A 22,957-nucleotide genomic window follows, 5' to 3' on the forward strand; every position below is an offset into this window, starting at 1 on the left:
ACACCGGCATCCGTTGGTAAGCAGGGGGGAGGGATAAAAAAAACGGCGCCCGCAGGCGCCGTTTTCAGCTTGTTCAGTTCCGATTAAAGAACGTGAACAGAAGCGGTGTTGGTGGTGCCGCTCGGTACCAGAGCACCGGAGACCATCACAACCACGTCACCTTTCTGGCCCATGCCGATTTCCAGCGCGGCTTCTTTACCGATGCGATAGAAATCGTCGGTAGAGGCGATGCTGTCAACCACGTGAGCAACCACACCCTTGGTCAGAACCAGCTGGGCAGCGGTCTTCTTGTTGGTGGTGATCGCCAGGATCCAGGCTTTCGGGAAGTACTTGCGGATAGCCTTGGCAGACTTGCCGCCTTCGGTGGCAACCACGATCAGCGGGGCGTCCAGCTTCTCGGAGGTCTCTACCGCGCCTTTACATACGGCTTCGGTGATGCGCAGCTTGTTGCTGTCGTTAGAAGCAGACAGGTTGGACGGCATCACGGCATCGGTACGCTCGCAGATGGTGGCCATGATGGTCACGGCTTCCAGCGGGTACTTACCCTTGGCGGACTCACCGGACAGCATGACTGCGTCGGTACCGTCCAGGATGGCGTTGGCCACGTCGCCGGCTTCGGCGCGGGTCGGACGCGGGTTCTTGATCATGGAGTCCAGCATCTGGGTGGCAGTGATAACCACTTTGCGGGCCTTGTTGCACTTGGCGATGATCATCTTCTGGGCGAAGATAACCTCTTCAACCGGGATCTCGACACCCATGTCGCCACGAGCAACCATGATGCCGTCGGACACAGCCAGGATTTCGTCGAAGTTGTCCAGACCTTCCTGGTTTTCGATCTTGGAGATGATCTGGATGTTCTCGCCACCGTGGGCTTTCAGGTGCTCACGGATTTCCAGCACGTCTTCTTTCTTGCGGATGAAGGAAGCAGCAACGAAATCAACGCTCTGCTCGCAGCCGAAGATCAGGTCGCGCTTGTCTTTCTCGGCCAGGGCCGGCAGCTTGATGGAGACGCCCGGCAGGTTGACGCCCTTGTTCTCGCCCAGATCGCCGTTGTTCAGTACTTTACAAACAACTTCGCGCTCGGTGATTTCGATGACGTCCAGACCGATCAGGCCGTCGTCAACCAGGATGCGGTTGCCGACGCGCAGGTCGTTGGCGAAACCTGCATAGGTCACGGCCACTTTGTCTTTGTTGCCAACCACGGTCTGGTCGGTGGTGAAGGTGAAGGTCTGGCCAGCAACCAGTGCGACGTCATTGCCACCTTCCAGCTTCATGGTACGGATTTCCGGACCCTTGGTATCCAGCAGGATAGCTGCGCGCTTGCCGGTCTCGGCCATCACTTCGCGCAGGTTGCGGATACGGGTGCCGTGCTCTTCGTAATCACCGTGAGAGAAGTTCAGGCGCATGACGTTCATGCCGGCGTCCAGCATTTTTGCCAGCATTTCTTTGGATTCGGTCTTGGGACCGATGGTGCAGACGATTTTGGTCTTTTTCATGTCAGTCTTCATGGTTAAGGAGTTTCCGCCGAGCAATATACACCAGTTTTTGGATTCTTTTTATGATCCAGAAACAACGTTTTGACCAGATAACGTTTTCTTTTCAGGGATAACGTTTTCCTGTTGGTCACTTTTTAGAGCATGCATCCACTGGTCTGAGCTGATTGACGACAAATGTTGCCATCTGTGTCTTATTGGCGGAGAGAAGGTTCAGATGTTGTAAAATGACCACCTGCTCACTGTCACCGTCTTGTCACCAGCTTGCGCAAAGATGTTAGCCCATTGGCGCGCTTGTGAAGGGGAAACAGATGGAAAACAGCCCATGGGGTGGCCCGGTCCTGCTTTTGCTGGCGGGGGCACTGCTGCTGGCCCATGCCATGCCTGACGCCAGCTGGCCGGGCAATCACCACTGGCGCTCAGCCTTTACCGGCAAACACTTGGCCGAAGGAGCGGCACCGGTCTCGGCAGAGGTGGCCGCAGAGCGATTGCTGTTGCAGGAGTGGCTGGCGCAGGGGGCGGCGACCCGCGTAGCCCTTTCCGGCGAGAGGCATTGAACGGTCATCAGGTTGCGGGGGCAACCGCAAAACGGGTTAACCAGACGGGTTGATCTCTTTTGACAATGGTTGGGCTGGGTGCCTGATTATCAATGATGGGTTGATAGTGCTTATCCATTCAGCCTGATTGTTAACCCGTTGAGGCGGGCTGATAATGAATTCAGCGGCGTTGCCTCGCGGCAAAAATCGCCATCCAAACCCTTGCTGGAGTCACTGTTATGTCCCTCGCCCCCGTCTGGTTTATCTCCCACGGCGCACCGGATCTGGTGTTGCGTGATCAACCTGCCACCCGATTTCTGAGCACCCTGCGGCTGGGGGAGCTCAAGGGATTGGTGGTCATCTCCGCTCACTGGTTCAGTCGCGAGCTGCAGATCAACGTCGAGCCCAAACCGGCGCTGATGTACGACTTCTATGGTTTCCCCGAGCCGCTCTACCGGATGCGCTGGCCAGCCAGCAGCCCTGAATGGTTACAGCAGGCGGTGGGCGATCAGCTGACGCTGGCGGGGCTGGCAACTACCCCGGTGCGGCGCGAACTGGACCACGGGGTCTGGTCACCGCTCTCCCTGATCGACCCGGACAGCGAGATCCCGCTGGTGCAGATCTCCATCCCTGCCAGCTTCACCCCGACCCAGCTCTGGCAGCTGGGGGAGGCACTTGCCGAATTGCGCAGTCAGGGGATTGGTATCCTCGCCTCCGGCGCCATCACCCACAACCTGCGGGCCTTGGGGCCCGAGGGGTCGCCGGTGCCGCGCTGGGCGAGCCAGTTTGTCGACTGGCTGGAAGGGGCGATGGCGGCAGGGGAGCGAGAGGCATTGCTCGATTACCGTCGGCTGGCCCCCGGAGCGGTGGAGTCCCATCCCCACGACGATCACCTGCGCCCGCTCTTTGTGGCGCTGGGGGCCGCGCAGGGCAAGGCACCGACCCTGCTGCACGAGAGCTGGGATGGCGGCAGCCTCTACATGGGGGCCTACCGCTTCGATTAACGAGCGCCGTGCAAACAAGAGCCCGCCAATTGGCGGGCTCTTGTCGTTTTGGGGATTGGCTATGGTCAGGGGACGATAACCCGGCTTTCGCCGCCACCGAGGGCTTCCACCCTGACTTGTACGCCAATCCGCTCCACCAGGGTCTGGACGTGGGAGATGACCCCGATCTGGCGGCCGGCGGCCTGCAGGGAGTCGAGGCTGGCGAGCGCCAGATCCAGACTGTCCGGATCGAGCGTGCCGAACCCCTCGTCGATAAACAGCGATTCGACCTGGGTCTGCCGCGACGAGAGGCTGGAGAGGGCCAGCGCCAGTGCCAGCGACACCAGAAAACTCTCGCCGCCGGAGAGGGAGTCCACCGAGCGCACCTCGTCCCCCATATCGAGATCCACCACCTGCAGCGCCAGATCGGTGCCGGGCACCCGCTCCAGCCGGTAGCGCGGCGAGAGCTCGGCGAGCTGGGCGTTGGCCTCCAGCAACAGACGTTCGAGGGTGAGGCTCTGGGCGAAGGTGCGGAACTTGGCGCCGTTGGCCTGCCCGATCAGATCGCACAGCTGCTGCCAGTGGTCGGCCACCGCCTGCTGGGCGGCCAGCTCCTGCTGCAGGCTGCCCGCCTTGAGGGCGGCCGCTTCGGCTTGCGCCAGCGTGCTCTTGCACTCGAACAGTTGCTCGTCTAGCTCGCGGCAGTGGGTTTCCAGCGCCGTGAGCCGCAGCAGCAGCTCCTCCTGCGGCAGGGCAGCCAGCTCGGGGTGATGCTCGCGATAGCGTTCGCGCTTGCTCTCCTCCAGCGCCAGCGCCCGCTGCCGCTCGGCAAGGCGGGTGCGCGCCTCGCCAACCGCATCCTCCAGCCCTTGCAGGGCGGCGCGGCGCGCCTTGAGCTCATCGGGGCTGATGGCCAGCAGGCGGCGCAGGTCATATTCGACGATGCCGAGGGTACTGGCGTGGGCAGCCCAGCGACCCAGCACCTCCCGTTTGCGGCGGCTGCTCACCTGCTTCTCCTGCTCCACATGGCTGAGGCGGGTCTTGAGCTCGGTCTGCCGCTCGCGCAGGGTGCGGGCACTCTGTTGCATCGCCTCCAGTTCGCTGGCGAGCTGCTGCAGTCGTTGCTGCCAGCGATTCTCGACCAGTGCGATCTCCTCGCCACCCAGACAGGCGGCGCGGCTGGTGAGCAGTCCCTGCCGCTGCTGCTCGTGCTCCTTGTAGTCCCGCTCCAGCTTGTGCAACAGTTCGCGCTGGGTCTGCAGGCGCGTTTCCTGGGCACTCAGGGCCGGGGTGAGGCTGGCGATCTCGCTGGCCAGCCGCTCCCACTCGCTCTGGCCATGCAGCCAGGCCTCGCAGGCCCGCTGCCACTCGCGCCACTGCTGGCTGCCGAGCCACTGGCGCCAGGGTTGGCCAGCCATCTGTTCATCGAGACGGTTGCCCCCCTGTTCGAGGCGCTGGCGCAGGGTCGCTTCCTGTTCGCCCATTGCCTTCACTTCCCCTTCCAGCGCGATGCGATGACGGTCGGCCTCCTGCCACTGCTGCTCGAACTGCTGGTGCTGGGCGCCCAGCTGGCTCAGCTGCTGACGCACCCCCTGCAACTGCTGCTGGCCTAGCTGGGCCTGACGCAGCAGCTGCTGGCTGTGGGCCAGTCCCTGCTCCAGCGTCTGGCCGTGGCCGAGCAGGGTGCTCATCAGTTCGTTCCACTCGATGGGGCTCTGGCGCAGCGGCAGCGGATGGCCCAGCAGGGTATCGCCTCCCAGCTGCAGCCAGCGCTGGGTCAGCTGTTCGGCGCGCGCCTCCAGCTCCGGCAGGTGCTGCTGGCGCACTGCCAGCTGGCGAGCCAGCTCCTGACGCTCGCTCTCGCACTGAATGTATTGGTGGTTGAGCCGTTCCCACTCCAGTTCGAGGCTGCGGGCCCGCTCCGCCAGTTGACCGAGAATACCCGCCACCTGCGGCTGGCTCTGGCTGTAGGGGTGCTCCTCGGCGCCGCAGAGCGGGCATGGGGTGCCATCGCTCAGGATATGGCGATACTGCTCGAACGTGGCCACTGCCCGGGACTGCTCCAGCGCGTGGCGCGCCTCGTCCCGCTGCAGGGCGAGCCGCTCGCGGGCTGGCGCCAGCTCGTCGCCAAGGGTGGCGAGTTTGCCGAGCGCCTGCTCCAGCTGGGCAATCTCCTGTTGCAAGCGGGTATGCTGCTCGCCGTGATTGCGGCCATAGTCGGCCAGCTCCAGCAGCTGGCGCAGCTGGCCCAGCTGTTCGGTCTGTTGCTGCCACTGCTCCTGCGCTTTGGCGAGGCGGCTCTCCCACTGCTGCTCCTGCAGCTCGTTCTGTTGCTGTTGTAGCCGCGTCTGTTCATGTTGCCAGTAGTCGCGCTCCTGCTGGCCCTGTTCCAGCTGGCGTTGCAGCTGCTGCAGGGCGCGCAGCTTGTGATCGCGCAGGGTGAGCAGTTGCTGCAGCTTGTCGGCATCCCCGGCCCAATCCTGCATGGCGGTGAGCAGGGGCTGCCACTGGCGGGCGACCGGTGCCAGCTCCTTGTTCTCTTCCAGCCAGAGGCTCCACTGCTGGTGCTGGCGCCTGAGCTGTTCCACCTGCTGACTCTGTTCGCGCCACCCCTGCTCGAGGGTGAGCTGCACTTCCCGCTCCTGGGTTCCCTCCTGCTGGATCTTCTGTAACTGCTGCTGCTTTTCCCGAATGCGGGTGTCCAGCTCCTGCGCCCGCTTGAGTTCGGGTTGCAGGGCGCCCCATTCGCGCTCGGCGGCGATCTTCTCTGCCAGCAGCTGCTGTTCGGTGAGGGCGCTCTGCTGGGTCTGCTCCTCGAGTTTGGCCAGCTCCGGCCCCAGCTCGGCGATCACCTTCTCCTGCTGCTGCACCTCAAGAGTGAGGCGGGCCAGCTCGTCGTGATCGGCGCGGGCCACCTGTGCCTGCTCGGCGCGGGCGAACTCCTCGCGCTCGGGAGCGGCGGCGCCGTGGGCCTGCAGAGCGGCCTCCAGCGCGGCTTCACCCTCGCTGCAACCTTGCTGCTGGGTGGCGATGCGACCGTTGAGGTCACGCAGATCCTGCATCAGCTGCTGCTGTTGCTGTTCATGCTTGAGGGTGGTGGCGAGGCTCACCTGCCGGCTTACCCACTGCTCGCGGGTCGCCTCGTCCATCAGCGCCACGTCGCCGAGGCGCTGGGTGATGGCGGCCATCTTCTGCTGCTCCTCCCGCGCCCGCTCATAGGTCTGGATGGAGATGGCGGAGTAGAGCTCGGTGCCGGTCATCCGTTCGAGCAGGGCGGAGCGCTCGTTGGCGTCCGATTTGAGGAAGGCGGCAAACTCCCCCTGCGGCAGGATCACCGCACGGCGGAACTGCTCCCAGGAGAGCCCCACCAGTTCATCGATGCGATCCTGCAGCTCCCGCTTGCTGCCACTGAAAACTTGCCCCGACTCGACATCGGTCAGGGTGCGCTCCTGCGCCTGAAAGCGCCCCTCGGCGCGGTTGCGGGCACGGCGCACCGCCCAGCGGGCCAGCCAGATGCGGCCATCGCAGCCACGAAATTGCACCTCGGCAAAGCCGCTGGCGTGACCGCGACTGAGGATGCCGCGCACGTCGTTGGCCTTGAGCTTCTCCTCGTCATCCATGCGGCCCACTTCGGCCACGTTCTTGCGATTGGCGATAAAGCGCGGCATCTCGTCGTAGAGGGCGAGACAAATGGCGTCGAGCAGTGTGCTCTTGCCGGCGCCGGTATTGCCGGTGATGGCAAACAATCCTGCGGCACCGAGTGCCCCGCGGGTAAAGTCGATGGTGAAGGTGCCGGTCAGACTGGCCAGATTCTCACCAGACAGAGACAAGATTTTCATTGGTTTGACTCCTTCACCTGCTCCAGGATCTCTTCAAACGAGGCGACCAGCTGTGCCTCGGGTTCCCCCTCGAACTGGCGCTGATAGCAGAGGCGAAACACCTCGGTGGGGGAGAGCTCATCCAGCCTGCGCCGCTCGCGACCATCGGCCAGTCCTTCGCCAGAGCCCTGATATTGGGTGCTGATACGGGCCAGCCGCACCGGTTTGTCGGCGATGGTAGCGAGAATCCGCTCGCGAATGCGGGCTTCTGGCTTGGGCAGCAGCAGCCGCACTTCGAGGAAGGGCTGTGCCTCTTGTGGACAAGGGGGGAGCGTCAGTGCCTCGATGGCTTCGAGTGCCTCGTCGAGAGGGCTCTGGGGCAGGCGGATCATCTCCACTGCGCGGGGCACCGGGATTCGCTCCAGCCCGGCCAGTTTGCCCTCTGCAAAGGTCACTTCCAGCACCTGATGGTTGTAGTTGGCTTCGGCGAGCGAAAGCGGCAGCGGCGAGCCGCTGTAGTGCACCCCCTCGGCCGGGCTCTGGGCCAGATGGAGGTGACCGAGGGCGGTGTAGTCGGCACCGGCAAAGAGTTCGGCAGGCAGGGCGTGCTGGTTGCCGCCGAGCACCCGCCGCTCTGAAAGCTCGGAGAGCTGGCCCGCCGCCAGATAGGCGTGGCCCATGGCGATGAGCGGCAGATCCTCGCCGCAGCGGGAGCGCCCTTCGGCCAGCACCTCGGCGTAGATTTGGCGTACCCCTTCGATCAACCTGTCCTGCCCCTCTGCCAACTGCTCCACCCGCAAGTCGCTGCTGCGCAGGAACGGCACGGCGGCGCACCAGGCGGCAATCTTGCCCTCCCGGTCTTGCAGCGGTACCAGCAGACGGTCGGTGTCGAGTTTGCCCTCACTGTCGCGGCTGATGCTGCCTACCAGATGCAGGTCAAAGGCCCGCAACAGCTCGTGGGGGGCATCCAGCTTGGAGGGGGAGTCGTGGTTGCCGCCGATCAGCACCATGTTGAGGTGAGGCAGCTCGGCGCGCAGCCGCGCCAGAAAGCGGTAGAGCTGCTGCCAGGCGCTGGCGGGCGGATTGGCGGTATCAAACAGATCGCCCGCTACCAGCAGGGCGTCGATCTCGCGCGCCTTGAGGGTGTCGGTCAGCCAGTCGAGGAAGGCATCGTGTTCGAAACGGCGGTCGTGACCATGGAGTTGATGGCCAAGATGCCAGTCGGCGGTATGGAGGATTTTCATGAGAAAGCAACCCGGATCCTGGGACGGTGCCGGTGGCACCCGATGGTGACAAGATGAGGATGCCCCGTGCTTTTTTCAAGTAAAACAAGGGGCTGCCGTCAGTTCATGCGGGTTCGCAGCACATCTTGTACTGGGGGTGGCCGGTAAGGGGATCGGACTCCTCTGCCTCGATGACAAAGCCGTGGCGGCGGTAGAAGCGCACCGCCTGAGAGTTTTCCACGAAGACTCTGGCGTGGAGCGACGCACCCTGACGCTTGGCCTCCTGCAAGAGGGCATGGCCGACGCCGCGTCCCTGTCGGTCGGGGCGCACAAAGAGGGCGGCAAGGTAGTTGTCTACCAGCGCCATAAATCCGAGCAGGTCGCCGCGCTCCTCGAACACCCAGATGTAGGCGTGATCGAGGTAGCGGGTGCGCAGATCCTCCTGAGCCTGCCACCAGCAGGAGGCATCGACGAAATCGTGGGCCTGCAGGGAGGCCAGCAACCAGATTTCGACGATCTCGTCCATGTCTTCGGGGCGACTGGGCCGCAACATATCTTCATCCTTGTTAACAACTTCACCTTCGCAGTCTAGGGGAACTTGATGACAGTTCCGGTAACCGGTATGGCACCCTGTGAAGTCGATCGCCCTTTATTTAGCAAGAATGATTGGCTGATCACAAAGCGCCGCTCTAGTACAATGCCCGCCGGACAATCTATCGAGACCGAGGACGCCATGTGGTTTAAAAACCTGCAGATTTATCGCTTTACCCGCCCCTTCGACCTGACCGTTGAGCAGCTGGAAACCCAGCTGGAGGCCTGTGCCTTCACCCCTTGCGGTAGTCAGGACATCTCCCGGTTCGGGTGGGTCAAGCCCCTTGGCAAATTCGGCTCAACCCTGACCCACAGCGCCTCCGGCCATATCCTCATCTGCGCCCGCAAGGAGGAGAAGATGCTGCCCGGTACCGTGGTCAAGGAGATGCTGGCGGAGAAAGTAGAGGCGATCGAGTTCGAGCAGGGCCGCGCCCTCAAGAAGAAAGAGAAGGAAGCGCTGAAAGAGGAGATCCTCCACACCCTGCTGCCGCGTGCCTTCAGCCGTACCAGCCAGACCTTCGCCTGGATCAATCCGGCCGACAACCTGATGGTGGTGGATGCGGGCTCTGCCAAGAAGGCGGACGACCTGCTGGCTCTGTTGCGCAAATCCATCGGCTCCCTGCCGGTAGTGCCGGTGGCCCTCAAGAACCCGCCCGAAATCACCATGACCGAGTGGCTGAACGAGGGCAATCTGCCTGCCTCCTTCACCCTTGAAGATGAAGCCGAGCTGCGCAGTGCCATGGAGCATGGTGGCATCATCCGCTGCAAGCAGCAGGATCTGATGACGGATGAAATCAAAAACCACCTGGCCAACGACAAGCTGGTGACCAAGCTGGCTCTCAACTGGGGCGAGACCGTCAGCTTCGTGCTGGGGGATGATCTCTCCATCAAGCGCCTGAAGTTCAGCGAAGAGCTGCGCGAGCAGAACGACGATGTGACCAGCGAAGATCCGGCCGCCCGTCTGGATGCCGACTTCGCGCTGGTGACCGCCGAGCTCTCCCAGTTTATCCCGGCGCTGTTTGCCGCCCTGGGTGGCGAAGAGCAGTCCATCTGAACTGATTCAGCCTGATTGCAAAAAACCGCCCGAGGGCGGTTTTTTTATGGGCGCTGATGGCCGGAGGCAATCCCGAACAGAGAGGGCCGACTGGTGGTCGGCCCTCTCCTAGACGTCGAAGCTCAGCTCGGGCGTGGGGGTTCGCCACAGGGGATTATTTGATACCCAGCAGCTCCACATCAAAGATCAGCACGGATCCCGGCGGAATTTTGCCGGCGGCGCGGTCACCGTAGGCGAGGTTGGCCGGGATATAGAAGCGGGTCTTCTCCCCTTCCACCATCAGCTGAACTCCTTCAGTCCACCCCTTGATCACCTGATTGAGGCCAAACTCGATGGGCTCGCCACGGGCGACCGAGCTGTCAAAGACGGTGCCGTCCAGCAGCTTGCCCTCGTAGTGCACCTTCACCTTGCTGGTGGCAGTCGGGTGAACGGTGCCGGTGCCCGGAGTCAGCACTTCGTACTGCAGGCCGGAGGCGGTGGTGGTCACCAGCGGTTTCTCCTTGTTGCTGGCGAGGAACTCGGCCCCCTTGCGAACATTATCTTCGGCCAGCTTCTTGTTGTTGCTGCTGGAGTAGAAGTAGTAGGCGACACCGGCAACCAGCAGCGCGATCAGTATGAATTTCATCGGTTTTCCTATTCCAAGAAAGACAAAGAGTGCAATGAGGGGCCATCTTATCGCGCACCGCCCCTGATGGCGAGCCACAGGGCGGGAGGATGTGAGCGGGCAGGCAAAGCAGGGTGGCGCAGACGTAAAAAGGGGCGAGTCGGTGACTCGCCCCTTTTTATGGCGGCAGCGCTTACTTGGCGGCCACCATCATCAGAGCTGGCAGGGCGAAGAAGAGACCCGCCACATAACCGAGTGCCAGCAGCTTGTTCTCGCTGCCTACCCGGGCCAAGCCCTCGGCGGCGCGCACCGGCAGGTCACGCAGGAACGGCAGGCCATAGATGAACACCACGGCGAAGACGTTGAACAACACGTGGACCAGCGCAATGGTCAGGGCCAGCTGGGCACCGGCTCCGCTGATGGCGGTGGCAGCCAGCAGGGCGGTGATGGTGGTACCGATATTGGCGCCCAGAGTGAAGGGGTAGAGCTGGCGAGTGCTGAACACACCGCCGCCGGCCAGCGGGATCATCAGGCTGGTGGTGGTGGAAGAGGACTGCACCATGATGGTCACCAGCGCACCGGAGGTGATGCCGCTCAGCGGGCCACGGCCCAATGCCTTGTGCAGTACCTCTTTGGCGCGGCCAACCAGCACCTTCTGCAGCACTTTGCCCAGATAAGTGACGCTGGCCAGGATCAGCAGGATACCGATGACGATGGTGGCGATGGCGGCACCCTTGCCCGGCAGGAAGGATACGGCACTGTCGATCAGCTGCTGGGCCGGTGCGGTCAGCGGCTTCATGAAATCCATGCCCTTCATCGACATGTTGGCAGAGCCCACCAGCATGTTGGCCAGCCATTCGGCGCTATGTTGCAGCAGACCGAACATCAGCTCCAGCGGCAGGAAGATGACCACGGCCAGCAGGTTGAAGAAGTCGTGTACGGTGGCGGCGGCGAAGGCGCGGCGGAATTCGGTACGGTCGCGGACATGGCCCAGCGAAACGATGGTGTTGGTGATGGTAGTGCCGAGGTTGGCACCCATGACCATGGGGATGGCCATGCCGATGGGCAGGCCGCCGGCAACCAGACCGACGATGACCGAGGTCACAGTGCTGGAGGATTGTACCAGCGCGGTCGCCAGGATGCCGAGCAGCAGGGCGACGAAGGGGTTGTTGGCAAACGCGAAGATCTGGGCTGCGCCCTCGGCGCCGCCGGAGAAACCTTTGAAACCGTGGGAGACTGCGCCGACGGCTACCAGGATCAGGTAAACCAGGGCGATGACACTCATCCAGTTGAACAGGGCGCGGGTCGCTGACTGCTGCTGTTGGGAGTCACTCTGTTGCATAAAGCCTCTTGGGACGGCCGTGCCGTCTTGGGTTGTTGATGACCCGCGCATTTAATCAGTGGTTAATGACAGAAATATGACAACGTGACATTTCGATGATGTTTTTATGACGACAAGCTGCGGCGACAAGCGCTGACCGAGCCGGTTGGCTCTGGGGTGGCAAAAGGGGGGGACGAAGGCACTGCCGCCTTGCCAGCTGGGAGGTGATCGCTACACTGCGCCCCTTTATTGGCAAGCAGGAGTAAACAAGATGATGCGTGCATGGATCCTCTCTCTGTCGCTGGGGCTGCTCTCGGCAGGGGCACAGGCCAGCCTGTTGAAAACAGATTGCAACCTCGACAAGGCCCTCAAAAACGAAGCGGTGAACGCCACACTGGGGGTCAAGGGCAACTGTGATACCAGCAAGCTGGTGAAGCAGGAGAAAGAGAAGGTGAAAGCCGAGGTGCAAAAAGGCCGCACCGACCTGCTGGGCGAGAAGCGCGCCGACCTCAAGGAGAGCGGTAACGGTATGCAGCAGAAGATGGACAAGGCAAACCAGCAGCTGCACAAGGCGGAACAGGATGCCAAGACCATCGCTCGCGATCCGCTCAAGGCTGCGGCGACCGCCGTGCTGGATAAGCAGTAAGCAGACCGGGCCCAAGCCCGTGTGACCGGCAACAGACCGGCAGCAAAAAGGGGAGCCATGGCTCCCCTTTTGTTATGCGCTATCCGCAGGCGATCAGGCGTCGGCCGCCTCTTCGTACTGACGGAACGGGATACGGAACACCGCCAGACGCAAGAACAGATAGGTCACGCCGAGGCCAGCCCAGATCAGGCCAAGCTCGAGGGAGCTCTGCTCCAGGTTGATCCAGAGGGCGCCGATGGTGGCGGCACCGAGCAGCGGCATCAGCAGATAGACGATGTGGTCCTTGAGGGTCTTGTTGCGCTTCTCGCGCACCCAGAACTGACCGATCACCGACAGGTTGACGAAGCTGAATGCCACCAGCGCACCGAAGTTGACCAGCGCCAGCGCGGTATCCAGATCAAACGACACGGCGGAGAGAGCCAGCGCACCGACCATCAGCACGTTGATGGCCGGAGTGCGGTATTTCGGGTGGATGTACCCAAATACCCGCTCCGGGATCATGTGGTCACGACCCATCACGTAGAGGATGCGCGACACACCGGCGTGAGCCGCCATGCCGGAGGCCAGTACCGCGACCGTGGTGCAGACCAGTACCACTGACTGGAAGAAGGTGCCGCCGACGTAGAGGGCGATCTCCGGCAGTACCGCATCCGGATGCTGGAAGCGGGAGAGGCTCGGGAAGTAGAGCTGCAGGCAGTAGGAGACCACCACGAAGATGATGCCGCCGATAAGGGCTGTCAGCACGATCGCCTTGGGGATCACCTTGCCGGCGTTAGGGGTCTCTTCGGAGAGAGAGCTCAGCCCGTCAAAGCCCAGGAACGAGAAGCAGAGGATGGTTGCACCGGTGAAGAGCGGTACCAGCTGTGCTGACTCGAAGTGGAACGGACGGCTGCTCATCAGGGTGCCGGCGCCTTCACCGTGGTAGATACCCCATGCCATCAGACCGATGAAGATGGTGATGATGGCCAGCTGGATCACCACGATGAGGCCATTGAAGTTGGCCACCAGGTTGATGCCGCGCAGGTTGAGGAAGGTCATCACGGTCACCAGACCGAAGATGAAGACCCAGGGCTCGACACCCGGGAACATGGCAGTCAGGTAGATCTTGGCCAGCAGGATGTTGATCATCGGCATGAACATGTAGTCGAGCAGGGAGGACCAGCCGACCATGAAACCGATGTAGGGGTTGAACACTTTCTGGGCGTAGGTATAGGCAGAGCCCGCAGAGGGGAACTTGCGCACCAGATGGCCGTAGCTGAAGGCAGTCAGCAGGATGCCGCCGAGGGCCAGCAGATAGGCAGTGGCGACCCGGCCTTCGGTGATGTCACCGACGATGGCGAAGGTATCGAATACAGCCATGGGGGTCAGGTAGGCCAAACCCATGACGATCACTTGGGTCAGGGTCAGGGTTTTGAGCAGCTTGGCGCCTTGAGATGCCATTACGCTTTCTCCTCAATCAGTGCCGCAGCACGTGCTTGCAACGAGTACAGGATTGCGGTGGATTCGCAGGCCTGCAGATCAAAGGCGCCGGGGAGGCGCAAACCGGTATTAGCCGGCAGGAAAGCATTGAAACGCCCCATGTTTTTCCTCATTAACGTCGGGAGATTGTTGGCAATCTCGGGTATCACTTCCGGAACGTTTCCGGCCTCTTGTAGTGGGTTTGCACTGCTCTTCAAAATACAAAAACCGATGTCGCAGTGAACATCGGTCCTTTATTGGCGGCGTATTGTGCATTCGGGATTCCCCCTTGACAAGCAATAATCGGCTCAATATCGCATTTTTTTGCATAAGCGCAGCGAAGGTAAGTGGTCACTCGCCCCCTGTGGCCGACCCCGTGCCGCCCCCCTCTTTACGGGGGCATAGAGGGGGGGCGGAGCACTATTTTTCTGTTGTGCGAAATTTGTCCTGATTGTCCCTGCAGGGCGCATTGCGCCTCAAGATTGATCCTGATCATATTTGCCGCCGTCCCCCGGACTGTAGCCCAACCTCCCGGAGGCGTTGCTGGCGGGAATAAGGGGGTTGGCGGGGGAAAATAGCGATTGCATGTTTAGTCACAAAAATGACTAAGTTAAATGGTTTGCCTGGTCAGTGCCACGTCACGGAGGGCGATAGTGGCGGGTGCCGATTTGAAATCAGTCACATTTTCAGCAAAAAGCGCAATGGCAAAACATGCGGGGCTATCAAAAGGTGGCGGCCATAACCGCATCACGCACAGCAGATCAAGGGAGCGCCAGCGCGGTGAAGGAGAGCAACCGCAAAGCGTTAAAACGAAGAGCAACGCGCTAAACAATCAGCATGACAGAGTAAAAACAAAGGAGCCCGCAGGCTCCTTTATCGTTTTATCCGCGCGGGTGGCTTATTGCGCCATCTCCTCGCTGGTGCGCAGCGGAATGCGGAACACCGTCAGGCGCAGGAAGAGGTAGATGGCACCGAGCGCCGCCCAGATCAGCCCCAGCTCGAAGGAGGAGGGCTCAAGGTTGAGCCACAGCACCCCGATACAGGCGGCGCCACAGAGCGGCAGCAGCAGATAGATCAGATGATCCTTGAGGCTCTTGTTGCGGCCGAGCTTCACATAGAAGTGGGCAATCACCGCCAGATTGACGAAGGTGAAGGCCACCAGAGCGCCAAAGTTGATCAGGGCCAGCGCCATCTCCAGATCGAACGAAACGGCGGAGAGGGCGAGCAGGCCGACCAGCAGCACATTGCAGGCCGGAGTCTGCCACTTCGGATGCACATAGGAGAAGAAGCTGCTCGGCAGGGCGCGGTCCCGCCCCATCACGTAGAGCAGGCGCGATACGCCGGCGTGGGAGGCGAGCCCGGAGGCGAGTACCGCCACAGTGGTGCAGACCAGCACGACCGCCTGGAACAGCTTGCCACCGACATAGAGGGCGATCTCCGGCAGCACCGCGTCCGGATGCTGGAAGCGGGAGATGTCCGGGAAGAAGAGCTGCAGGAAGTAGGAGGTGGTGACAAACAGCACACCGCCGATCAGCGCCGTCAACACGATGGCGCGCGGGATCACCCGATCCGCGTCCGGCGTCTCTTCCGACAGGGTGCTGATGGCATCAAAGCCGAGGAACGACAGACAGAGGATCGAGGCCCCCATCAGCAGCGGCGAGATGTTGATCTGCTCGGAGAAGAAGGGCCGGCTGCTGGCCACGGTACCCAGCCCTTCGCCATTGTGCACGCCCCAAGCGATCAGGCCGATAAAGACGGCGATGATGCTGAACTGCATGATGACGATGACGCTGTTGAAGTTGGCCACCAGCTTGATGCCGCGCAGGTTGAGGGCGGTCATCACCGCCGCCAGACCGAAGATATAGGTCCAGGGCTCTACGTTCGGGAAGAGCGCCTGCAGATAGATCTTGGCCAGCAGCATGTTGATCATCGGCATGAACATATAGTCGAGCAGGGAGGTCCAACCCACCATAAAGCCGACATAGGGGTGGAACACCTTCTGGGCATAGGTATAGGCGGAGCCTGCCGACGGGAACTTGCGCACCAGATGGCCGTAGCTCAGGGCGGTGAACAGCATGCCGATCAGGGCAAAGAGGTAGGCGGTAGGGACATGGCCTTCGGTGATCTCGGTAACGATGCCGAAGGTGTCGAACACTGCCATGGGGGTGAGGTAGGCAAGACCCATGACCACGACCTGCCACAGTTTCAGGGTCTTTTTCAGACCAACCGGTTGGGCGTTCATCATGCCTGTTCCTCACGCGGTGCCGGGGCGGCACACTCCATCAACGAAACCGGGAAAGAGGCCCGGGAATCAAGGGCGCCGGGGTGGCGCGCACCGGGCAGAGCCGGTCGGAAAGCATTGAGATGCCCCATGTTGTTCCTCACTGAATGTGGTGTCGGGAGATTGCTGCCAATCTCGCTATCTTTTCCGGGGGTGATCCGGCCTCGTTTATGGGTTTGTTCACTGTACAAAAAAGGACCGGCGAGATGTGGTAATACCGGTCCTTGCAGTGGCGGCGCATTGTGCATTTGCAGGGCCCCCTTGACAAGAAAAAAAGGGGGCAAAACTGCATTTTTTTGCACAGGTTAGCGGTTACTTTCCTGCTGGTCAGGCCAGCGCGGCCTCCAGTGATTTTTCAAGGATTTGCATCCCTTCGTCAATCACTGCCGCCGGGGCGGTCAGCGGGGCGAGAAAACGGATGACATTTGCGCGCACCCCGCATGAGAGCAGGACCAGACCGCGTTTGCCCGCCTCGGCTACCAGACGTTTGGTGAGGTCGGGATCGGGCTGGTCGGCATTGCGCTGTTTCACCAGCTCCATGGCCACCATGGCACCGGGTCCGCGAATTTGACCTATGCAGTCAAAACGCTCGGCTATGCGTTGCAGCCCCGCCTTGATCTGCTCCCCCTGATCCAGCGCTTTCTGGTTGAGTTTTTCCTCTTCGATCACCTGCAAGACCGCCAGTGCGGCGGCGCAGGCGATGGGGGAACCGGCATAGGTGCCGCCAAGGCCACCCGGCTTGGCCGCGTTCATGATCTCTGCCTTGCCCACCACGGCGGAGAGGGGGAAGCCGCCCGCCAGACTCTTGGCCAACGTCATGATGTCCGGCTCGATGCCGGCATACTCGGTGGCGAAGGTCTTGCCGGTGCGACAGAAGCCGCTCTGGATCTCGTCGCAGATGAGCAGAATGCCGTGCTGATCGCAGATGCTGCGCAGCTTTTGCATAAAGCTCGCGGAGGCGGGATAGAAGCCCCCTTCGCCCTGTACTGGCTCGATGATGATGGCGGCAACGCGGGAGGGCTCGATATCGGCGCTGAAGCAGAGGTCGAGGGCATGCAGGGCATCCTCTTCACTCACCCCCAGATAGTCGGCGGGGAAGGGGATGTGGTAGACCTCGCCCGGGAAGGGACCAAAGCCGGTCTTGTAGGGCACCACCTTGCCGGTGAGCGCCATCCCCATCATGGTGCGACCGTGAAAGCCCCCCTTGAAGGCGATGGTGCCGCTGCGACCGGTGTGGGCACGGGCGATCTTGATGGCGTTCTCGACCGCTTCGGCGCCGGTGGAGAGAAACAGGGTGCGTTTCGGGGTCGGGCCGGGCACCAGGGCGTTGAGCTTTTCGGCAAGCTCGATATAGCCCGGGTAGGGGGTGACCTGAAAGCAGGTGTGGCTGAATTTTTCCAGCTGCTCGCGTACCGCCGCCACCACTTTCGGATGGTTGTGGCCGGTGTTGAGCACGGCGATGCCGGAGGCAAAGTCGATGTAGCGGTTGCCCTCCACATCCCACAGCTCTGCATTTTGCGCACGATCGATAAAGACCGGCAGCAGGGTACCAACGCCGTTGACCACGGCCGCTTCGCGGCGCGCTTGCCACGCCTTGTTTGATTCTGACTGACTCATCTTTCCTCCCTGAGGGGCGCTGGCCCCGAAATTCCCTGAAAATCTGGCGGGCGATCTGACGCCCATCACCGCCAATTAGCCCATAGGGCCAGATCGGCGGCGTGTGGTGTGTGTTGCAGAAGCCCTCTTGCGAGGCTGCGCAGGCCAAATTATGCCCCTTGCCGCCTCGGGTAAACGTCTGCATCTATCTGTAAAAGCGATGAATCTTGCGGCTAAGCATCGATGAATACGATGCTTTAGCCCTCTGCTGCCCTAGCGAATGGCGCCAAAGCAGAGGTATTTGGTCTCCAGATACTCCTCCAGCCCCTCGGCTGCCCCCTCCCGACCCAGACCCGACTCCTTGATGCCGCCAAAGGGGGCCAATTCGGTCGAGATGATCCCCTCGTTGATGCCGACCATGCCGTATTCGAGCTGCTCGGCGACGCGCCACACCCGGGCGATGTCGCGGCCATAGAAGTAGGCGGCCAGACCATAGGGGGTATCGTTGGCCAGCGCGATGGCCTCGGCTTCGCTCTCGAAACGCACCAGCGGCGCGACCGGGCCGAAGATCTCCTCCTGCAGGATGGGGTTGTCCCTGGCGACCTTGCCCAGAATGGTGGGGCGGTAGAAGAGGGGGCCGGCGGGGTGGGGCTCGCCACCCAGCAGCACTTCGGCACCGGCGGCAACAGATTGTTGCACCAGTTCGGCGACCTTGCTGGCGGCAGCCGGATTGATGAGCGGGCCGATCTGGGTGCCTTCACTCATGCCATCCCCCACCTTGAAGGCGGCGACGGCGGCAGTCAGCTTCTCGGCGAAGGCGTCATAGACGCTGGCCTGCACCAGAATGCGGTTGGCGCAGACGCAGGTCTGCCCGGCGTTGCGGTATTTGGAGGCGAGCGCCCCGGCCACGGCGGCGTCGAGATCGGCGTCGTCAAAGACGATAAAGGGAGCATTGCCGCCCAGCTCCAGCGAGAGGCGCTTCATGGTGTCGGCGCACTGGCGCATCAGCAGCTTGCCGATGCGGGTCGAGCCGGTGAAGGAGAGCTTGCGCACAGTCGGGTTGTTGCACAGCTCGTTGCCCACCGCGCTCGGCTGGTGGCTGGTGACGATATTGATGACCCCGGCGGGGATCCCCGCCTGCTCGGCCAGTACCGCCAGCGCCAGTGCGCAGAGCGGTGTTTCGGCGGCCGGCTTGATGACGATGGTGCAACCGGCGGCCAGCGCCGGGCCTGCTTTGCGGGTGATCATGGCAATCGGGAAGTTCCACGGAGTGATGGCGGCGACCACCCCGACCGGCTGCTTGATGGTGGCCAGCCGGCGATCGCCACTAAAGCCCGGGATGGTACGGCCATAGGCGCGCTTGCCCTCTTCGGCGAACCACTGGATAAAGCTGGCGCCGTAGGTCACTTCCCCTTTGGCTTCCGCCAGCGGCTTGCCCTGCTCGCAGGTCATGATGCGGGCCAGTTCATCGCTGTGGGCGGTGATGGCGGTAAACCAGGCGTAGAGCTTGTTGCTGCGCTCCTTGGCGGTGAGGGCTGCCCAGGCGGGTTGTGCCGCGTGGGCGGCCGCGATGGCGCGGCGGGTATCCTCTTCATTCATGTCGGGCACCTGAGTGATCACGGCACCGGTAGCCGGATTGGTGACCTCGAAGGTGCGGCCGCTGGCGGCCTCGCACCACTGACCATCTATATAGGCGCGGGATTTGATCAAGCTTTGATTGGAGCTGGTAGCGGACATGGCAAGCCTCAATGGTGAAACCTGGCAGCAAGGTGGCGATGATGCGGCTCATCCTGTGGTGCTGCCGTATAAAATAATAAGCACAGGGAGACCATAAATTGAGCTGAAATGTTTTTCAAGTGTTAAATATATTTGAATTGTTGGTGTGCTGCGTGCTAGAAAATGGGCTGTGTAGCGCAGTTTACCCCGATCCGGTGGCGTGGTGTGATGGTTGGGGTGTGCAAAATAATTAACGATGTGTGTGTAGCATTGCAAACAGCCAGGGATGGTGCTGGTCCGCTATTTTAACCAGAGGGAAGAGGGAGATGACCCATGTTGCGGGAGTGCAGGCAGAAGATGAGAGGGGGCCTGCCATGAGCGGGCCACAGAGCAGTGAGAGCGAGGCTCGTCTGCAGCTGGTGCCACAGAACGGTGCCCGTACCATGGGCGAGCGGTTGGCGGCAGTGCGCCACCAGCTGGGGCTCTCCCAGCGGCGGGCTGCGGAGCTGAGCGGCCTGACCCACGGCGCCATCTGCATGATAGAGCAGGACAAGGTGAGCCCCTCGGTGGCGTCGTTGCAAAAGCTGCTCACCGTCTATGGCCTGCCGCTGTCGCGCTTTTTCGCTGAGGAGGAGAGCCGCCCCTGCAGCGTGGTGATCAAGGCTGAACAGCTTATCGAGCTGGGCAGTCAGGGGGTCTCGATGAAGTTGGTGCACAACGGCAACAACCGCCGCCAGCTCGGCTTTATGCTGGAGACCTATCCCCCCGGCACCGACACCGGCGGGCAGGTCAAGCATCAGGGGGAGGAGGTCGGCACCGTGCTGGAGGGGTCGGTGACCCTGACGGTGGCAGGCCAGAGCTATCAACTGGAAGCGGGCGACAGCTATGTGATCGACACCGGCGAGCCCCACAGTTTCAGCAATCCGTCGGGGCAGACCTGCCGCATCGTCAGCGCCCACACCCCGGCGAGCTTTTAATCCTGACAGTAGTTTGGCAACAGAACCGGTAAGGAAACAGGGATCATGACCGAACATGTAAACAGTTACTACGCAGCCAGCGCCAATAAACACGCGCCCTATCCGACATTGACCGAGCAGCTGGAGTGCGATGTCTGCGTCATCGGGGCGGGTTATACCGGCCTCTCCAGCGCCCTGCATCTGGTAGAGAAGGGCTACAAGGTGGTGGTGCTGGAGGCCGCACGAGTCGGCTTTGGCGCCAGCGGCCGCAACGGCGGCCAGATCGTCAACTCCTACAGCCGCGACATTGACACCATAGAAGCGAACTGCCCGCCGGATCAGGCCAGGCTGCTCGGTTCCATGCTGTTTGAGGGGGGCCAGATCATCCGCGAGCGGATCAAGCGCTACAACATCCAGTGCGATCTGCAGGAGGGGGGCGTCTTTGCCGCCGAGACCGAGAAGCAGCTGCACGAGCTCAAGGCGCAGAAGGCGCGCTGGGAGAAGTGGGGCAATGAGCAGCTGGAGCTGCTCGATGCCAAGGGGGTGCGCGAGGTGGTAGCAAGCGATCGCTACGTCGGCGCCCTGCTCGACAAGAGCGGCGGCCATATTCACCCTCTCAATCTGGCGCTGGGGGAGGCGGAAGCGATCCGCATCCAGGGGGGTCAGATCTTCGAGCAGTCCGCCGTCACCAGCATTACTCCGGGTCAGCCGGCGCTGGTCAAGACGGCCAAAGGAGCGGTGAAGGCGCGCTTTATCGTGGTGGCCGGCAACGCCTACCTCGGCAATCTGGTGCCGGAACTGGCCAGCAAGAGCATGCCTTGCGGCACCCAGGTGATCGCCACCGAAGTGCTGGGAGAGGAGCGGGCCCGTTCACTCTTGCCGCAGAACTACTGTCTGGAAGATTGCAACTACCTGCTCGACTACTACCGCACCTCCGGCGATCACCGGTTGATCTATGGCGGCGGCGTGGTCTATGGCGCGCGGGATCCGGCGGATATCGAGCGGCTGATCATCCCCAAGATGCTCAAGACTTTCCCGCAGCTGGCTGATGTCAAGGTGGAGTACACCTGGACCGGCAACTTCCTGCTCACCCTGTCGCGCCTGCCGCAGTTTGGTCGCATCGGCCCCAACATCTACTACATGCAGGGCTACAGCGGCCATGGTGTCACCTGCACCCATCTGGCGGGCAAGCTGCTTTCGGAGGTGCTGAGCGGTCAGGCGGAGCGCTTCGATGCCTTTGCCAAACTGCCGCACTACCCCTTCCCGGGTGGTCGGCTGTTCCGTATCCCCTTCACCGCTGCGGGCGCCGCCTGGTATACCCTGCGCGATCGGTTGGGGGTATAAACCGGTTCAGCCCGTTGTCAGGGCTAAACGACGCAAACCACAAGGCCACCGCGAGGGTGGCCTTGTTTTTAACCGAAGCGGGCAGCTGCAATTAGCTGTAATAGGCTTCGACGGTGCCCTTGAGCTTGATCAGGATGGGCTGACCGCGGCGATCCAGCGCCTTGGGGGAGGGGATCTTCACCCAGCCTTCGCTGATGCAGTACTCTTCGACGTCGGTGCGCTCTTTGCCGTTCAGGCGAATACCGATCGGATGCTCGAAGCAGGCCGCCACATAGTGGGGGCTGCGGGGATTGCAGGAGAGGTGATCCGGCAGTGCCGGCTTGGTGCTGGTATCGCTCATGGCTATGACCCGAAATGGATATAAAGTGGGGCATTGTAGAGAATGGCGTCATGGCATTCAAGGCAACGCCTGCCCGCCCTGCTGCAGCATGTCAGCAATCAGCGAGTGTTTTTGACTTCAGATGCCCCGCTGCCACTGCATCATGATCTCGGCGTGGCCGCTATGCTCGCATATTCTCTGCTCCCCCTCGTGAAAGCCGTTGCGCCTGTAAAAGCGCCGCGCCGCCTCATTCTCGGCGTAGACGGTGAGCTCAAGTTGCTCATGCCGAGCCTTGAGATGGTCGAGTAGCTGGCGACCCAGCCCCTGTGATTGCAAGCGTGGGACGATGAAGAGGGCGGCAACATAGCCCTGATGCCAGGAGATAAATCCGGCCAGCTGTCCCTGCTCCTCATAAACCCAGCTCTCGCTGGCAGGCCGATAGATATCCCGCATCGCTGCACGCTGCGCATGCCAGAAGTCAGCGGGAATAAAGCTATGGGCCTTGACCGAGGCCTGATACCAGAGCTCGACTGCGGCATCGAGATCGGATTCGGATAATGGGCGGATCATAAGTCTCTCAATCGTGGAAGGTGGAAAAAGGGCAAGGGACTACGGCTATTCACCAAGTCCCGTGACGGTATAGTGTCTCTCGACATTGACCGTGATCTCCCCCCAGCGGGAGGCTTTGACCCGGGCCTGATGGGCGGCAAAGGCGGTGGGATCGCGAAAGGTCTCGCAGACCTCGAAGCGGCAGGGGTTGAGTCTGCTTTGCGTCACCTCGAACTGCAGGCAGCCATGTTCCTGTCGGGTCAGCTGGATATGGTTATCAAGCTCCCCCATGACGGCTGGTAAATCGGAGGCAGGCACAATGATATAACCGGTTAGCACAACCATATTTCTCTCTTTGGTGGGCAACATTGTTGGATGTATTATCGAATCAAGGTCGGATGTTTTTTATTTATTGTGAAATCACCCAGACTCTCTTTATGTTGTAAATATCTGGCCAGCACAAAATAAA

General features: G+C 61.7%; 20 protein-coding genes. 6 read left to right on the forward strand and 14 right to left on the reverse strand.

Annotated features, from left to right (window positions below; translation table 11 throughout):
• Positions 1-83 precede the first annotated feature (83 nt).
• Complete coding sequence (gene pykF / locus I6L40_RS08570; protein WP_042033075.1) at positions 84-1,496, reverse strand: pyruvate kinase PykF; 1,413 nt, start codon at positions 1,494-1,496, stop codon at positions 84-86.
• A gap of 308 nt (positions 1,497-1,804) precedes the next feature.
• On the opposite strand from pykF, the gene I6L40_RS08575 reads away from it, so the two are divergent.
• Positions 1,805-2,050: a hypothetical protein gene (locus I6L40_RS08575; RefSeq protein WP_071912034.1), complete on the forward strand. Its 246-nt coding sequence runs from the start codon at positions 1,805-1,807 to the stop codon at positions 2,048-2,050.
• Positions 2,051-2,268: 218 nt separating this feature from the next.
• Positions 2,269-3,033, forward strand: coding sequence for a class III extradiol ring-cleavage dioxygenase (locus I6L40_RS08580; protein WP_071912032.1), 765 nt, complete (start codon positions 2,269-2,271; stop codon positions 3,031-3,033).
• A 65-nt stretch (positions 3,034-3,098) separates the two neighbouring features.
• Here I6L40_RS08580 and I6L40_RS08585 read toward each other — a convergent pair whose 3' ends face one another.
• From I6L40_RS08585 to I6L40_RS08595, 3 genes are all read right to left on the reverse strand, one after another.
• A complete protein-coding gene (locus I6L40_RS08585) occupies positions 3,099-6,851 on the reverse strand; it encodes an AAA family ATPase (RefSeq protein ID WP_071912029.1) in 3,753 nt (1,250 codons plus the stop codon).
• Positions 6,848-8,074, reverse strand: coding sequence for an exonuclease SbcCD subunit D C-terminal domain-containing protein (locus I6L40_RS08590; RefSeq protein WP_071912028.1), 1,227 nt, complete (start codon positions 8,072-8,074; stop codon positions 6,848-6,850). Before I6L40_RS08590 ends, I6L40_RS08585 begins: the two co-directional genes overlap by 4 nt.
• Positions 8,075-8,177: 103 nt before the next feature.
• The gene (locus I6L40_RS08595; RefSeq protein WP_071912026.1) at positions 8,178-8,606 is read right to left on the reverse strand and encodes a GNAT family N-acetyltransferase; all 429 of its coding nucleotides are present in this window, start codon (positions 8,604-8,606) and stop codon (positions 8,178-8,180) included.
• Positions 8,607-8,786: 180 nt separating this feature from the next.
• Here I6L40_RS08595 and rdgC point away from each other — a divergent pair, with 180 nt between their 5' ends.
• The gene (gene rdgC / locus I6L40_RS08600) at positions 8,787-9,698 is read left to right on the forward strand and encodes a recombination-associated protein RdgC (RefSeq protein WP_033113354.1); all 912 of its coding nucleotides are present in this window, start codon (positions 8,787-8,789) and stop codon (positions 9,696-9,698) included.
• A gap of 154 nt (positions 9,699-9,852) precedes the next feature.
• Here the strand turns inward: rdgC and I6L40_RS08605 are convergent, their stop codons facing one another.
• Both I6L40_RS08605 and I6L40_RS08610 read right to left on the reverse strand, forming a co-directional pair.
• Entirely contained in the window at positions 9,853-10,323 is a 471-nt protein-coding gene (locus tag I6L40_RS08605) for an FKBP-type peptidyl-prolyl cis-trans isomerase (RefSeq protein ID WP_033113327.1), read from the reverse strand.
• Positions 10,324-10,495: 172 nt separating this feature from the next.
• Positions 10,496-11,644 (reverse strand): sodium:phosphate symporter, encoded by a 1,149-nt coding sequence (locus I6L40_RS08610; RefSeq protein WP_071912024.1) that lies wholly within the window; start codon positions 11,642-11,644, stop codon positions 10,496-10,498.
• Between the two features lie 250 nt (positions 11,645-11,894).
• Between I6L40_RS08610 and I6L40_RS08615 the strand changes: the two genes are divergently transcribed.
• A complete protein-coding gene (locus tag I6L40_RS08615) occupies positions 11,895-12,269 on the forward strand; it encodes a hypothetical protein (RefSeq protein WP_225315422.1) in 375 nt (124 codons plus the stop codon).
• 93 nt (positions 12,270-12,362) lie between these two features.
• On the opposite strand, the gene I6L40_RS08620 is transcribed toward I6L40_RS08615, so the two are convergent.
• From I6L40_RS08620 to I6L40_RS08640, 5 genes are all read right to left on the reverse strand, one after another.
• On the reverse strand, positions 12,363-13,709 hold the full coding sequence (locus I6L40_RS08620) for an APC family permease (protein WP_041208258.1): 1,347 nt from the start codon (positions 13,707-13,709) through the stop codon (positions 12,363-12,365).
• Positions 13,709-13,849 (reverse strand): hypothetical protein, encoded by a 141-nt coding sequence (locus I6L40_RS08625; protein WP_167334751.1) that lies wholly within the window; start codon positions 13,847-13,849, stop codon positions 13,709-13,711. The genes I6L40_RS08620 and I6L40_RS08625 overlap by 1 nt, the downstream gene beginning before the upstream one ends.
• Before the next feature lie 776 nt (positions 13,850-14,625).
• Positions 14,626-15,969: an APC family permease gene (locus tag I6L40_RS08630; RefSeq protein WP_216995414.1), complete on the reverse strand. Its 1,344-nt coding sequence runs from the start codon at positions 15,967-15,969 to the stop codon at positions 14,626-14,628.
• Positions 15,970-16,335: 366 nt separating this feature from the next.
• Positions 16,336-17,625, reverse strand: a complete 1,290-nt coding sequence (gabT, locus tag I6L40_RS08635; RefSeq protein ID WP_156852249.1) for a 4-aminobutyrate--2-oxoglutarate transaminase — start codon at positions 17,623-17,625, stop codon at positions 16,336-16,338.
• Positions 17,626-17,877: 252 nt separating this feature from the next.
• Entirely contained in the window at positions 17,878-19,341 is a 1,464-nt protein-coding gene (locus I6L40_RS08640; RefSeq protein ID WP_201967371.1) for an NAD-dependent succinate-semialdehyde dehydrogenase, read from the reverse strand.
• Between the two features lie 353 nt (positions 19,342-19,694).
• Between I6L40_RS08640 and puuR the strand changes: the two genes are divergently transcribed.
• Positions 19,695-20,297, forward strand: coding sequence for an HTH-type transcriptional regulator PuuR (puuR, locus tag I6L40_RS08645; protein ID WP_033113357.1), 603 nt, complete (start codon positions 19,695-19,697; stop codon positions 20,295-20,297).
• A 45-nt stretch (positions 20,298-20,342) separates the two neighbouring features.
• Positions 20,343-21,620 (forward strand): FAD-binding oxidoreductase, encoded by a 1,278-nt coding sequence (locus tag I6L40_RS08650; protein ID WP_033113332.1) that lies wholly within the window; start codon positions 20,343-20,345, stop codon positions 21,618-21,620.
• 91 nt (positions 21,621-21,711) lie between these two features.
• Here I6L40_RS08650 and I6L40_RS08655 read toward each other — a convergent pair whose 3' ends face one another.
• From I6L40_RS08655 to I6L40_RS08665, 3 genes are all read right to left on the reverse strand, one after another.
• Positions 21,712-21,960, reverse strand: coding sequence for a DUF3297 family protein (locus I6L40_RS08655; protein WP_005347440.1), 249 nt, complete (start codon positions 21,958-21,960; stop codon positions 21,712-21,714).
• A 117-nt stretch (positions 21,961-22,077) separates the two neighbouring features.
• The gene (locus tag I6L40_RS08660) at positions 22,078-22,509 is read right to left on the reverse strand and encodes an N-acetyltransferase (RefSeq protein WP_216995292.1); all 432 of its coding nucleotides are present in this window, start codon (positions 22,507-22,509) and stop codon (positions 22,078-22,080) included.
• 45 nt (positions 22,510-22,554) lie between these two features.
• Complete coding sequence (locus I6L40_RS08665) at positions 22,555-22,833, reverse strand: putative quinol monooxygenase (RefSeq protein ID WP_236661146.1); 279 nt, start codon at positions 22,831-22,833, stop codon at positions 22,555-22,557.
• Positions 22,834-22,957 lie beyond the last annotated feature (124 nt).

This window comes from Aeromonas sp. FDAARGOS 1410 (assembly GCF_019048745.1).
GTDB classification, from domain to species: domain Bacteria; phylum Pseudomonadota; class Gammaproteobacteria; order Enterobacterales; family Aeromonadaceae; genus Aeromonas; species Aeromonas jandaei.

Bases quoted from the DNA above. Each gene is read 5' to 3' on its own strand.
- I6L40_RS08620 (WP_041208258.1), bottom strand. From the start codon at position 13,709: ATGGCATCTCAAGGCGCCAAGCTGCTCAAAACCCTGACCCTGACCCAA.
- I6L40_RS08615 (WP_225315422.1), top strand. From the start codon at position 11,895: ATGATGCGTGCATGGATCCTCTCTCTGTCGCTGGGGCTGCTCTCGGCA.
- pykF (WP_042033075.1), bottom strand. From the start codon at position 1,496: ATGAAAAAGACCAAAATCGTCTGCACCATCGGTCCCAAGACCGAATCC.
- I6L40_RS08590 (WP_071912028.1), bottom strand. From the start codon at position 8,074: ATGAAAATCCTCCATACCGCCGACTGGCATCTTGGCCATCAACTCCAT.
- gabT (WP_156852249.1), bottom strand. From the start codon at position 17,625: ATGAGTCAGTCAGAATCAAACAAGGCGTGGCAAGCGCGCCGCGAAGCG.
- I6L40_RS08660 (WP_216995292.1), bottom strand. From the start codon at position 22,509: ATGATCCGCCCATTATCCGAATCCGATCTCGATGCCGCAGTCGAGCTC.
- I6L40_RS08640 (WP_201967371.1), bottom strand. From the start codon at position 19,341: ATGTCCGCTACCAGCTCCAATCAAAGCTTGATCAAATCCCGCGCCTAT.
- I6L40_RS08655 (WP_005347440.1), bottom strand. From the start codon at position 21,960: ATGAGCGATACCAGCACCAAGCCGGCACTGCCGGATCACCTCTCCTGC.
- I6L40_RS08580 (WP_071912032.1), top strand. From the start codon at position 2,269: ATGTCCCTCGCCCCCGTCTGGTTTATCTCCCACGGCGCACCGGATCTG.
- I6L40_RS08585 (WP_071912029.1), bottom strand. From the start codon at position 6,851: ATGAAAATCTTGTCTCTGTCTGGTGAGAATCTGGCCAGTCTGACCGGC.
- I6L40_RS08610 (WP_071912024.1), bottom strand. From the start codon at position 11,644: ATGCAACAGAGTGACTCCCAACAGCAGCAGTCAGCGACCCGCGCCCTG.
- I6L40_RS08665 (WP_236661146.1), bottom strand. From the start codon at position 22,833: ATGGTTGTGCTAACCGGTTATATCATTGTGCCTGCCTCCGATTTACCA.
- I6L40_RS08605 (WP_033113327.1), bottom strand. From the start codon at position 10,323: ATGAAATTCATACTGATCGCGCTGCTGGTTGCCGGTGTCGCCTACTAC.
- I6L40_RS08595 (WP_071912026.1), bottom strand. From the start codon at position 8,606: ATGTTGCGGCCCAGTCGCCCCGAAGACATGGACGAGATCGTCGAAATC.
- rdgC (WP_033113354.1), top strand. From the start codon at position 8,787: ATGTGGTTTAAAAACCTGCAGATTTATCGCTTTACCCGCCCCTTCGAC.
- I6L40_RS08630 (WP_216995414.1), bottom strand. From the start codon at position 15,969: ATGAACGCCCAACCGGTTGGTCTGAAAAAGACCCTGAAACTGTGGCAG.
- I6L40_RS08650 (WP_033113332.1), top strand. From the start codon at position 20,343: ATGACCGAACATGTAAACAGTTACTACGCAGCCAGCGCCAATAAACAC.
- puuR (WP_033113357.1), top strand. From the start codon at position 19,695: ATGAGCGGGCCACAGAGCAGTGAGAGCGAGGCTCGTCTGCAGCTGGTG.
- I6L40_RS08625 (WP_167334751.1), bottom strand. From the start codon at position 13,849: ATGGGGCGTTTCAATGCTTTCCTGCCGGCTAATACCGGTTTGCGCCTC.
- I6L40_RS08575 (WP_071912034.1), top strand. From the start codon at position 1,805: ATGGAAAACAGCCCATGGGGTGGCCCGGTCCTGCTTTTGCTGGCGGGG.